We start from the raw sequence: 12,543 nt of genomic DNA on the forward strand, positions 1-12,543 counted from the left end.
AGGTGCGGGGTCGGCCGGACCCCCGGGAGAGGATCCCGCCGCACCGTACGGGTGGGGTGGTGGCCGGGGGTCGGGTACGGTCGGGGCGGAGCCCGGCCGACAGGAAAGACATGATCAAGGTATTGCTCGCCGACGACCAGCGGCTCGTCCGCGGGGCGCTGTCGGCCATGCTCGGCCTGGAGAGCGACATCACGGTGGTCGCCGAGGTGGGTTCGGGCGACGAGGTGGTGGAGGCGGCGCTGCGGACCCGGCCCGACGTGGCGTTGCTGGATGTGCAGATGCCGGGCAAGGACGGGCTGGAGGCGGCGGCGGAGCTGCGGTCGGCGGTGCCGTCCTGCCGAGTGGTGATCTGCACGACGTTCGGGCGGCCCGGGTATCTGGCGCGGGCGCTGGCCGCGGGGGCGGCCGGTTTCATCGTCAAGGACGCGCCGCCGGAGCATCTGGTGGACGCGGTGCGCCGGGTCCACGCGGGGCTGCGGGTGGTCGATCCGGAGCTGGCGGCGGAGTCGCTGGCGAGCGGCGCGAGTCCGCTGACGGACCGGGAGCGCGATGTCCTGCGCGCGGCGAGCGACGGGCGGACGGTGGCGGAAGTGGCGCGCGGACTGCGGCTGTCCGAGGGGACGGTCCGCAATCATCTCTCCGCGGCGATGCGCAAGACCGGGGCGGGCACCCGGGCCGAGGCCGTGCTGCTGGCGGAGAACCAGGGCTGGCTCTGAGGTGCGGGAGGCCTGCCCTCGGGGTGGCGGCCCCGGTAGGGGGAGTTCCCCACTTCGTCCGTGGTGCGGCCCCTAATCGGGCCGACGGGCGGGAGCGGGCGGCCGGAGCGTGGTTAGGGTGTCCGGGTCCGGCCTCGTTGCCGTGCCGTTTCCTTGCCGTGCCGCGTCCGGATTCGTCCGCGGCGGTGTCTTTCGAATTCCGCCGAACGCACCCGTACTTCAGGGAGCTGTTTTCATGGAAAATCCGGCGCAGGCCGAAGAAGGAACGCCTGCCTCCCCGTCTCCGCCCACAAATCCCGCCGCGCCGTCGCCCGTTTCCCCTTATACGCAGCGGCAGGTTCTGCTGATCACCCTCGGGCTCATGCTCGGGACGTTCCTGTCGGCCCTGGACCAGACGATCGTCGCCACCTCGATGGCGACGATCGCCAACGACCTCAAGGGGGTGGACGCCCAGGCCTGGGCCAGCACGGCGTATCTGGTGACCGTGTCGATGACGACGCCGCTGTACGGGAAGCTGTCGGACATCTACGGGCGCAAGTCGCTCTTCCTCGGTGCGACGTCCGTGTTCCTCGTGGGGTCGGTCGCCTGCTCCTTCGCCGGGTCGATGTACCAGCTGGCGGTCTACCGCGGTGTGCAGGGGCTGGGCGCGGGCGGACTGGTCATCACGGGATTGATGATCATCGCGGATACGGTTCCGGCGGCGGCCCGTCCCAAGTACCAGGGCGCGTTCATGTCGGTGTACGGGCTGTCCAGTGTGGTGGGTCCGCTGCTGGGCGGCTTCTTCTCGGGGCAGGGGTCGATCCTGGGGGTGACCGGCTGGCGCTGGGTGTTCCTGGTCAACGTGCCGACGGGGCTGGTCTCGCTGCTGCTGGTGGCGGTGGTGTTCAAGGGCTCCAGGAGCCGGGGCCGGCAGCGGGTGGACTGGTGGGGGACGGCGCTCCTCCCGTTCGCCGTCGTCCCGGTGCTCATCGTGGCCGAGCACGGCGGCAACTGGGGCTGGCTCTCGTCGCGGTCGCTGGCCTGCTACGGGCTGGGGGCGGTGGCCCTGATCGCCTTCCTGATGGTGGAACGCGCCATGAAGCTGGAGGCGTTGATCCCGCTGAAGCTGTTCGGGCTCCCGGCCTTCCGGACGACGATGGTGACCGCCGCGCTCAGCGGTGTGGGGATGTACGGCGGCATCGTGCTCGTTCCGCAGTACCTGCAGATCGTGCGCGGCCAGTCGCCGACCGAGGCGGGGCTGATGACGATTCCGCTGATGGTCGGGATGATGGCCGCCGCGGTGTTCACGGGCGGGGCCGTCTCGCGGACCGGCCGGTACAAGGGGCTCACGGTGGCGGGCATGGCCCTCACCGTGGCGGGGCTGGCGCTGTTCGCCACGGTGGACGTGCACACCCCGCTGTGGCAACCGGTCCTGTACATGGTCGTGTTCGGCATCGGTCTGGGCAACTGCCTGCAGACGCTGACGGTCTCCGCCCAGAACTGCGTGCCGGAGGAGGCGATGGGGCTGAGCACGTCGCTGGTGACGTTCTTCCGTCAGATCGGCGGCTCGCTGGGGCTGGCGGCGCTGATGTCGGTGCTCTTCCGTCCGTTGGCGGGGAACATCCACGACGCCTTTGTGAAGGCCCGTCACACACCGGAGTTCGCGGCGGCCTTGAACGACCCGGCGGTGCGGTCCGCGCCGGAGAACGCTCCGTTCTTCACGGCGCTCAAGGGCGACGTCGGTCAGGGTGCGCTGACCGACATGTCGTTCCTGCACCGTCTCGACCCCCGGCTGGCCGGCCCGTTCAAGGAAGGGTTCGTCACCTCGCTCGCCCTCTCCTTCCTGGTCGCGGCCTGTGTGGCGGCCCTGGGGTGCGTCGCGGCGGCGCTGCTCGTCGAGAAGCGGGCACCGCACACACAGACTTCGGAGGAGTGACACCGCGTCAGAACACCTGCTCAGAACACCTGCGGGGCCCTCGCCGTTGGCGGGGGCCCCGCCCTTTGACGTTTCTTTGACATAGGGCGTGCAATCCCCCACAAACCGCCCATCACTCGATCGTTCGGCAACTCCAACGCAAACATCCGGCCAACTCCCGGGAAACGAACGGAACCAGAGATTCCGTCGCATCGTCACCCAGATTGACGGACCGGTGAACGATCCCGACAGGAAGCCGTTCACAACCAGACGGTCATGTTCCAGATATGACCCGATGCGATAGATTGCACGAAGAACGGGTTTGGGAGCGTCAATCATTGAGCCAGGTAAAAAGTTGGGCAAGGATTGCCCAAAATTTGGCCAGGTGTGGCGTGAATGCTCCCCAAGTACGTACGGGGGTGACGGCGCATGATATTTGCGGAGCGCGGCAGTGAAATCGCTCTCCTGAGAGAACTCTTCGCACAGGCCCAACGGCAGCGGGCACAGGTAGCGCTCATCGAGGGCGCGGTCGCCAGCGGGAAAACCGTCCTTCTCCACACGTTCGGCGAGGAAGCCGCCGGAGCCGGTGCACTGGTCCTGACCGCCATGGGCTCCCGGGCCGAACGGAGCCATCCGTTCGGTGTGCTCAGCCAGTTGTTCCACGACCTCCACGACCGGAAGCTGCAGACCTGGGCGGACGACCAGATCAGCGCCTTCCTCAGCCAGCCGCCGGGAGAGAGCGCACCGGACCAGGATCCGGTGGCGATGAAACAGACCACGGCCCACATCGCCCGGGGCCTGTGCACGGCACTGCTGGAATTCGCCGCCGACCGGCCCATCGTGATCGGCATCGACGACGTGCAGTACGCCGACACCCCGTCGCTGCAGGTCCTCCTCTATCTGCTGCGGCGGCTGAAGACCGACAAACTGCTGGTGGTCCTCACGGAATGGACCATCTCACCGCTCATGCACCCGGCCTTCCGGGCCGAGTTGCTGCGCCAGCCGAACTGCCACGGCATCCGGCTCCGGCCGCTCTCCGTCGGGCAGGTGGCCGAGGTCCTCACCGAGTACCTCAACGCGACGGCGGCCGAACTCCTGGCCCCCGCCTACCACGACGTCTGCGGCGGCAATCCCCTCCTGCTGCGCGGCCTCATCGAGGACGGCGTCCTGCGGCCGATGGACGACGCGAACGCGCTGCCCGCCGCGCCCAGCACCGAAGAGTCCTTCCGGCAGGCGGTGTTCGCCTGTCTGTACCGCTGGGACCAGAGCGCCATCGACGTGGCACGGGGCCTGGCCGTGCTCGACGGCCCTGCCGAGCCCCGGCTCCTCGGCCAGCTCGTCGGCATGGAGCGGCCGCGCGTCGTCAAGATCCTCGACTCGCTGGCCGGCTCCCGGCTCCTCCGCGACGGCCAGCTGCGCCACCCGGCCGTCCGGACCGCCGTCCTCGACACCCTGCCGCTCGACGACCAGGTGGGCCTGCACCTCCGTGCCGCCCAACTGCTGCACGACGGCGGCGCGGACGCCGGCGCCGTCGCCCGCCACCTCGTGGCCGCGGGCAGCGTCCCCGGCCAATGGGCGGTGGGCGTCCTGCAGGACGCCGGCACCCAGGCCCTGGCCGAGGCCAACCTGCGGTTCACCCTCAGCTGTCTGGAACTCGCACAGCGCACCTGCGAGGACCCCGTCCTGCGCGCCTCGCTCACCCTGTCCCTGACCGAACTCCTCTGGAGCTGCGACCCGTCGGCCGCCGCCCGCTACCTCACCCCCCTCAAAGAGGCGGCGGTCCAGGGCGACCTGGAGCGGAGCAAGGCGCTCACGGTGGCCTTCCAGCTCTTCTGGCACGGCAGGACGCAGCAGGCGCACGAACTCATCGGCTGGTTCAAGGCCTCGGCGGGCACGGCCGGCGCCCAGGGCGGCTCCTCGTCCTGCCCGCTCAAGAGCCTCCAGCACTGGCTGCACCTGGGATCCCAGCCACCCCACAACGGGCTCGACACTCTGGACGCCCTCGAAGGACCGGGCGGTCAAGGCACCGCCGCGCCGCGCTCCGCACAGGCGGCCCTGCTCACCGCGCTGCACGAGGGGATGCGCGGCCGGGTGGCGGACTGGGCCGAGAACGCCCTGGCCACGACGCTGCGGCTGTCCAGCAAGACCATGGGCGAGGTGCAGTTCGCGCTCTCCACCCTCATCCACACCGGCCGCACCGGCCGGGCCGCGACCTTCTGCAGGAAGTTCGTCGCCGAGGCCCGCGCCCAGCAGACCACCACCTGGGAGGCGCTGCTCACCTCGTTCCTGGCGGAAGTCTCCCTGCGGCAGGGGGCGTTGGACCGGGCGGTCGAGCAGGCGCAGGACGCCCTGCAGCTGATCTCGGCGCGCGGCTGGGGCACGGCCATCGGCCATCCGCTGTCGGTGCAGCTGTTGGCGCTGACCGCCCTGAGCCGCCACGAGGAGGCGGCGCGGGTGCTGCGGCAGGCGGTGCCGGAGGGCATGTTCCAGAGCCCCTCGGGGCTGCGCTACCTGCGGGCGCGCGGCCACCACTACCTGGCCACCCACCGGCCGGGCGACGCGTACCTCGACTTCCACCGGTGCGGCGAGCTGGCCCGGTCGTGGTCGCTGGACCTGCCGGAACTGGTGCCGTGGCGCACCGACCTGGCCCTGGCCCACCTCGCCCTGGGCCGCGGCAAGGCGGCACGGGAACTGCTCGTCGAACAGCTCGCCATGCCGGGGGCGCACGACCCGCGGGTGCGCGGACTGTCCCTGCGGGCGCTGGCGGCGGCCGAGGACGGCAAGCGGCGCACGGCGCTGCTGCGCGAGGCGGTGGACCTGCTGGGCACCTCCGGCGACCAGACCCAACTGTCCTTCACCCTGGCCGAATTGAGCCGCGCCCATCATGAGTCGGGAGAGTTCAGCCGGGCCCGTCTGCTGGGCCAGCAGGCCCTCCAGCTGGCGGAGGACTGCGGCGCGCAGCAGCTGTGCCGGACGCTGCTGTCCACGGGCGACGCCGCGAAGAGCCTTGAGGACAGCGGTGCGGACGGGGTCGAGGCGCTGAGCGACGCGGAGCGGCGGGTGGCGGCGCTCGCGGCGGTGGGGCACACCAACCGCGAGATCGCCCGCGAGCTGTACATCACGGTGAGCACGGTCGAGCAGCATCTGACCCGGGTCTACCGCAAACTCCATGTGAAACAGCGGGCGGACCTGCCGCTGCGCCTGAAGGAGAGCGGCGACCACGGCAGCCCGGAGCTGGCCGCGGCCGGCACGGGGTGAGCCCGCCCCGCCGCCGGACAGGGGGCCGATAGGGGTTGTCCCGGGCGGCGTGCGATGCGAGGTTGGATCACCGGGCCCTCTCCCCCCACGGCCTCTCCCACGGCCTCTCCCACGGCTTCTCCACGGCGGACGACAGGAACGAACGGTGACGACGACGACCGCGAACCAGCGCGAGTGGCTGCGCAGTTTCCACCCGGCTCCCGGAGCCCGGGTGCGTCTCGTGTGCTTCCCCCACGCGGGCGGATCGGCCAGCTACTACTTCCCGATGTCGGCGTCGCTGGCCCCGGACGTGGACGTCGTCGCCGTGCAGTACCCGGGCCGGCAGGACCGCCGGAACGAGCCGTGCATCGACGACATCGGGCAACTGGCCGACCGGATCGACGAGGTGCTGACCGCCGACGGGCTCGGCTCCGGTGCCCCGTACGCCTTCTTCGGCCACAGCATGGGCGCGGTCCTCGCGTTCGAGGTCGCGCTGCGCCGGGAACGGCGCGGCGAGCCCGGCCCGGTCCGGCTGTTCGCGTCGGGGCGGCGGGCACCCGGCCGGTTCCGGGACGAGCGGGTCCACCGGGGCGACGACGCGGCGGTCATCGCGGAGATGCGGCTCCTGGGCGGCACCGACTCCCGGTGGCTGCAGGACCGGGAGCTGATGGCCATGGTCCTGCCGGTGCTGCGCGCCGACTACCGGGCGGTGGAACGGTACCGCGCCGGCGCCGGGGCCCGGATCGCCGCACCCGTCACCGTACTGACCGGCGACACCGACCCTCGGACCAGCGCCGAGGAGGCCGACGCCTGGCGGGAGCACACGAGCGGCGGGTGCGCGGTGTCGACGTTCTCCGGCGGGCACTTCTTCCTCGAACAGCACCAGTCCGCGGTGCTCGACATGGTCCGCCGGGGACTCGCGGGCGTCCGCTAGACCGCGGCCGGTTCGAGCGCTTCACGCGGACAGAGGTTTCCCCACAGCTCCCTCTGTCCGCGCGAATGGTGCCGGAATGCAATCGAACGTCACGGAAGCATCCCGGCCGATACAACTCCCCATACCCAGTCCTACTGGGCAATTCCCCTCGGGCCGCGCACTGCAATCGCAAATATCTTGTGCGTCATGATCAACCCAAATACCGTGTGAAGAAGAGCCGCGTCACTGGCTCGACTGGGCATAGGTGCACGCCGTGATCGCGACGGACGAGCGCACCCCCGTTGCCTCCAGCCCGAACCGGCACGCCTGGGCGTTGATGCCCTTGTCCATCATGCTGGTGTAGTGACCGGCTATGGAACAGTCGTTGACCCTCTCGTTGGTGGGCGAGTAGCTCTGGCTCTGCAGGTACCTGACGCACTGGGACGTCACCGCCGAAGCGGGAGCAGCTGTCACGACAGAGACCACGGAAGCCGCGACGAAAACGCCGACGGAAGCCACTGCACTCGCTATTTTACGGTTCATTTTTCTCTCTTGTTGATCTCGGGTTGCGTCATTGAATAAGGGCCGCAGGTCCTGAAGTGGATTTCGGCTCCGGGGAGCGCGACGAGCATGCCGCCGCACAGGAAATCGACGAGCGGACTCATGTGATGTCTGCACGCGCGGCTCGCGTGACGTTGCCTATCCCGTTCACCTTCACGAATCAGCCCTGTCGGTTCTCAAGGGCCCCAGCGAATGGTGACTGCCACGACGGTGCCGTTTCCGTGCGGATACCGGCCCGTTGGCGCTGCCCAGGACACGTGCTTTCCCTGCAGGGACGCTCACCCGTGCCGTGTCGTTGCGGCCCACGCCCACTCTGCACGCCCGAGATGTCCTGATCAACACCCAGATCATCTACGATCGGTGCGCCACACTCACCAATCAATGACGACCGGGAGGGCCGACGGTGGAACGGCATGAGATGGAGGCTTTTCTGACGTTGGCCGAGGAACTCCATTTCCGGCGCACCTCGGAGCGGCTGGGCCTGGCCCAGGGCAGGGTCAGCCAGACCATCCAGAAGCTGGAGCGGCGCATAGGGGCGCCGTTGTTCGAGCGCACCAGCCGCAAGGTGTCCCTGACTCCGGTGGGCGAAAAACTGCGCGACGATTTGCTTCCCGCCTATCAGCAGGTGCAAAGGGCCGTCGCCGACGCCGCGGCCGCCGCACGGGGTACGCGCGATGTGCTGAGGGTGGGCTATTCCAGCCCCATGGCGGCCGGGCTCGTCCTCAAGGCCGCCGACAGGCTCGCCGCCCGCTGTCCCGGCGCGGAGGTCCGGATCCAGGAGATCCAGCTCTCCGACCCCCTGGGGCCGATCCGCAGCGGCCAGGTGCACCTGCAGATCACCGAACTCCCCGTCGAAGAGCCCGACTTGGCCGTCGGCCCCGCCCTCATCGCCGAGGACCGCAGGATCCTGGTCCACCACGAGCACCCGTTCGCCCGCGCCGGCGCGGTGACGCTGGAAGACCTGGCCACCACCACCCTCATCACCTTCACCGGGGCCATACCCTCGTACTGGCGGGAGTACCACAGCCCCTGCCGGACCCCCTCGGGCCTTCCCATCCCGCAGCTCGTGGCCGGCTACTGGCAAGAGGCCCTGGCCATGGTCGGCGCCGGCAAGGGCGTCACCTTCGCGTCCGCGCGGGCCGAGCAGTACTACGCCCGCCCCGACACCGTCTGGCTGCCCTTCCCCGACCTCCCCCGCTTCGAGTACGCCCCGATCTGGCCCCGCATGAGCACCGCTCCCCTCGTCCGGCCGTTCCTCCGGGCCGTCGTCGAGGAGGCTCCTCGCCTCGCCGCTCACAGCCTCTCCCGGTGATCGGGCCGGCCCGACCGCTCTGCGCCGTGGCCGCCGTCACGACTTCCCCGAGCCGGGCCGGATCAGACACATGGCCGGATATCGCCCCATGTGATGGGTTGGCCGGTTTTAAAGCCACGATGTTGCCGGGGAGTTAACTCGAGGACATGATCACTGCTCGTATCAACCTGATCACTCGTCAGGAGTCGAGAAGTGATAGGCAGAACCGCTCTCCGCACCCTCACCACCATCGCCGTCACCGCAGCCCTGGCCCTGCCCCTCGCCCAAGGGGCCCAGGCGGCCGCGCCGGAAGCGGCCGCCCCGGCGACCGCCATCACGGCTGCCGCGGTCAACCCGGATGACGACAACCCCTTCCGCTGGATGGAACTGGACGGCCTGCGGGCCGACTTCCGGTTCATGTGTCCCGCCGGCCGCTGTGTGGGCTTCTGGTCCCTGGTCCTGACGGAGGACCTCGCACAGCGGGAGTTCAGGGGCGGCAAGTTCTTCGCCTACGCCCCGGCCACGGGTGAGTTCGGCTTCTTCCTCGACACGGACATCGCCGTGCACACGGTCGACCGTCCCGGCCAAGTCCGCCTGGTCGACAGCCCGTTCATGCGCTCCCACCCGCGCGTCGAGGTCCGCTACGGCGACCCCGCCCACCCGGACCGGGCCCGCGTCGTCGCCTCGGCGACGACCCTGATGTAGCCGGTCACCGGCCCACCCGCGCGACTGAGTCGCACCCGGCACGCCCGGCGGCCACCACGGTCATGACCGGCAACGCCCGCGCAGCCGGCGCAGCCGCGCACAACGGCGCGGCCGGGGCCCCTGAGCGGCGGCTCGCCGCGCATCCCTCCATTCCGCAATGCACTCGCATGCCCTCGCATGCCCTCGTTCACGAGGTTTCACCACAAGGGAGTTGTCGACTGCCATGCAAAAAAGTCGGAGATTTTTCACCTTCGCCACGGTGAGTGCGGTCGTATGCACCGCCGGATTGATGCCGTCGGTCAGCCAGGCCGCCGGCAACCGCGAGGGGGAGGAGAAGCCGTCCTACGCCGAAACGCACGGCCTGACGGCGGCCGATGTCGAGAACATCAACGCGCTCAACGAAAGAGCCCTGACTCTGGGCCGGCGCGGCGCCACCCCGTCCTTCCGGGCCTCCGATTCTGCCAATGTCAGGGAAACCCCTCCCGCCGAGCCGCTCGACAGGATGCCCGACGCATACCGGGCCCGCGGGGGAAGGGCCACCACGGTCGTCAACAACTACATACGCAAGTGGCAGCAGGTCTACAGCCAACTCGACGGCAAGAAACAGCAGATGACCGAAGAGCAGCGGGAGAAGCTGTCGTACGGCTGCGTCGGCGTCACCTGGGTCAACTCGGGCCCCTACCCGACGAACAGACTGGCGTTCTCGTTCTTCGACGAGGACAAGTACAAGAACGACCTGAAGAACACCAGGCCCCTGGCCGGTGAAACGCGGGCGGAGTTCGAGGGCCGCATCGCCAAGGCCAGCTTCGACGAGGGGAAGGGTTTCAAGCGGGCGCGTGATGTGGCGTCCATCATGAACAAGGCCCTGGAGAACGCGCACGACGAGGGGGCCTACCTCGACAACCTCAAGACGGAGCTCACGAACAACAACGATGCTCTGCTCCACGAGGACAGCCGCTCGAACTTCTACTCGGCGCTGCGGAACACACCGTCCTTCAAGGAGAGGGACGGAGGCAACTACGACCCGTCCAGGATGAAGGCGGTGATCTACTCGAAGCACTTCTGGAGCGGTCAGGACCAGCGGGGCTCCTCCGACAAGAGGAAGTACGGCGACCCGGAAGCCTTCCGCCCCGACCGGGGTACCGGCCTGGTCGACATGTCGAAGGACAGAAACATTCCGCGCAGTCCCGCCAACCCCGGTGAAGGCTGGGTCAATTTCGACTACGGCTGGTTCGGCGCCCAGACCGAGGCGGATGCCGACAAGACCATATGGACCCACGGCGACCACTATCACGCGCCCAACGGCGACCTGGGTCCCATGCACGTGTACGAGAGCAAGTTCCGTAACTGGTCCGCCGGTTACGCGGACTTCGACCGCGGAACCTACATGATCGCGCTCATACCCAAGAGCTGGAACACCGCCCCCGCCAAGGTGGAGCAGGGCTGGCCGTGACGGAGCCGCGCAGGGGGGCCGGGTCGCCCGGCCCCCCTGCCGCACTCGCACCGCTCACCCTCGCGACATGATGTCCCGGAGGCGGGCGAGATCCCGGTCGGTGACGCCGGAGGGGCGCAGGACGGCGTTCCAGCCGTCGGCGTACTCGGCCCGGTAGGTGTGGCCGTGGCCGTCGGGTACCCCGGTGGCGAACGGGAGGTCGGCGGTGACCTGCCAGAACGTCACGAACGGGACCCAGAACATGCTCTCCAGTACGTCATCGCCCGGAGTTTCGCCGATCCAGTCCGGCTCGTCGTACACCAGCTGCGGGCTCCACCAGACGATCGGGTCCGAGGCGTGCAGGAGGTACAGCACCCGGGTGCCCTCCCACGGTGTGCCCGACGGCGGGACGGCCGCCGTGGCATCGGAGGCGAAGCGCACGGTGCGCCCGTTCTTGTAGACGGGCCGGATCTCGGGGCTGCCGGCCTCGCGGTGATCGCTGAACCGCCGGAACAGGGTGTTGAAGTTGGGCGGGCCGGCGAAGAGCGTGCCCCGGGTGCGGTTGCGGAGGTCGTACTCACCGCTGAAAGCGGTCTCCCCGCCGAAGGACCCCAGGCTCTCTCCCGCGACGTACAGCCGTGGCCTGTTGTCGGCCGGAAGCCTCGACCAGGCGTCGTAGACCGCGTCGAAGAGTTCGCGGCCCGCCTCGCGGGCCTTGGACTGGTCGACGAGGTACGACATCCACGACGGCAGGTAGGAGTACTGGAGCGTCACGGTCGCGCAGTCGCCGCCGGTGAGGTATTCGAAGCTGTCCACCGCGGCGGGATCCACCCAGCCGCTGCCGGTCGTCGTCATGACGAGGAGGTTGTGGCGCCGGAACCCGCCGGCGCGGCGCAGGTCGGCGACCGCGCGGGCGGCCCGGGACTCCGTGTCGTCCGCCGTTCGGAGCCCCGCGTACGAACGGACGGGCTCCTGTGCCGGGTTGTGGGTGAACCGCTCGATCTCGACGGCCGAAGGGCCTCCGGCCGCGAACGTGCGCCCGTTCCTGCCCAGCGAGTCCCACGGCACGGACGAGCCCGGACCGCCCGATCGCAGGGCGGTCACCGGTCGGCGCACCCCCTCCTCGGTCTGCGTGTCGCGGAGCGAGAAGGCCTGGTTCGCGGCGGCGACCAGACCGTCGACGAGCAGACCGCTGAACAAGAAGACGAGCACGACGGCCACGAGGATTCCGCCGACCGCCTTCGCGGCCCGCTCGCCGGTCCAGCGGCGAAGGAGGCGGGCCGTCCAGCGGTAGGCCCGGCGGATCCCGCGGGCGGCCAGCAGGATGATCCAGAACAGCACGAGCGCCACCAGGGGCATGGCGATCGTCTGGAGCACGCTGTAGTCCGTGACGCCCAGCAACTGGCGGATCCGGTGCTGCCAGTACTGCCCGAGGCCGAACGCGGTGCCGAGCAGGACGAGCGCGACGACGAGGAAGACCTGCCAGGACCGGCGGCGCGCGGGACGCGGTCCCCGGTCGGCGAAGGCCCGCCAGATCCATGCGGCGGTCACACCGAGCGCGTAACCGATCGCGGCGAGGATCCCGGAGATCACCCCTTGGAGGATCCCGGCGCGCGGGAGGAGCGACGGAGTGAAGGACAGGCACGCGAGAAGGAGCGCTCCGCAGGCACCGGGCAGGGTGGCGTGCCACGTCGCGGACGGCCCGGCGGTTGGCGGCGTGCCCGGTGCCGTCGGCGGCTCCTCGTTCATGAACCCTCCGGATCTTCCGGGTCTTCCAGATCTTCCGGGCAGATC

Annotated in this window: 9 protein-coding genes; 7 read left to right on the forward strand and 2 right to left on the reverse strand. The window is 69.7% G+C overall.

What is annotated here, in order from left to right; all coding sequences use genetic code 11:
- Positions 1-110: 110 nt before the first annotated feature.
- The 4 genes from AB8735_RS05710 to AB8735_RS05725 all read left to right on the forward strand — a co-directional run bounded on the left by AB8735_RS05710 (position 111) and on the right by AB8735_RS05725 (position 6,781).
- Positions 111-716, forward strand: a complete 606-nt coding sequence (locus AB8735_RS05710) for a response regulator (RefSeq protein WP_372405747.1) — start codon at positions 111-113, stop codon at positions 714-716.
- 235 nt (positions 717-951) lie between these two features.
- Positions 952-2,631 carry an MDR family MFS transporter gene (locus AB8735_RS05715; protein ID WP_372405749.1) on the forward strand — a complete coding sequence of 560 codons (1,680 nt, stop codon included), beginning with the start codon at positions 952-954 and terminating at the stop codon, positions 2,629-2,631.
- A 408-nt stretch (positions 2,632-3,039) separates the two neighbouring features.
- Positions 3,040-5,868: a helix-turn-helix transcriptional regulator gene (locus AB8735_RS05720; protein WP_372405750.1), complete on the forward strand. Its 2,829-nt coding sequence runs from the start codon at positions 3,040-3,042 to the stop codon at positions 5,866-5,868.
- A gap of 145 nt (positions 5,869-6,013) precedes the next feature.
- Complete coding sequence (locus AB8735_RS05725) at positions 6,014-6,781, forward strand: thioesterase II family protein (RefSeq protein WP_372405752.1); 768 nt, start codon at positions 6,014-6,016, stop codon at positions 6,779-6,781.
- A 222-nt stretch (positions 6,782-7,003) separates the two neighbouring features.
- Here the strand turns inward: AB8735_RS05725 and AB8735_RS05730 are convergent, their stop codons facing one another.
- A complete protein-coding gene (locus AB8735_RS05730; RefSeq protein ID WP_372405753.1) occupies positions 7,004-7,234 on the reverse strand; it encodes a hypothetical protein in 231 nt (76 codons plus the stop codon).
- Positions 7,235-7,724: 490 nt separating this feature from the next.
- Here AB8735_RS05730 and AB8735_RS05735 point away from each other — a divergent pair, with 490 nt between their 5' ends.
- From AB8735_RS05735 to AB8735_RS05745, 3 genes are all read left to right on the forward strand, one after another.
- The gene (locus AB8735_RS05735; protein ID WP_372405754.1) at positions 7,725-8,633 is read left to right on the forward strand and encodes a LysR family transcriptional regulator; all 909 of its coding nucleotides are present in this window, start codon (positions 7,725-7,727) and stop codon (positions 8,631-8,633) included.
- A 192-nt stretch (positions 8,634-8,825) separates the two neighbouring features.
- Positions 8,826-9,317 carry a hypothetical protein gene (locus AB8735_RS05740; protein WP_372405755.1) on the forward strand — a complete coding sequence of 164 codons (492 nt, stop codon included), beginning with the start codon at positions 8,826-8,828 and terminating at the stop codon, positions 9,315-9,317.
- A gap of 223 nt (positions 9,318-9,540) precedes the next feature.
- The gene (locus tag AB8735_RS05745; protein WP_372405756.1) at positions 9,541-10,770 is read left to right on the forward strand and encodes a protein-glutamine gamma-glutamyltransferase; all 1,230 of its coding nucleotides are present in this window, start codon (positions 9,541-9,543) and stop codon (positions 10,768-10,770) included.
- A gap of 54 nt (positions 10,771-10,824) precedes the next feature.
- On the opposite strand, the gene AB8735_RS05750 is transcribed toward AB8735_RS05745, so the two are convergent.
- Entirely contained in the window at positions 10,825-12,498 is a 1,674-nt protein-coding gene (locus AB8735_RS05750; RefSeq protein WP_344022878.1) for an alpha/beta-hydrolase family protein, read from the reverse strand.
- Positions 12,499-12,543 lie beyond the last annotated feature (45 nt).

Origin of the sequence: Streptomyces luteireticuli, assembly GCF_041519305.1 — a bacterium.
GTDB lineage: Bacteria > Actinomycetota > Actinomycetes > Streptomycetales > Streptomycetaceae > Streptomyces > Streptomyces luteireticuli.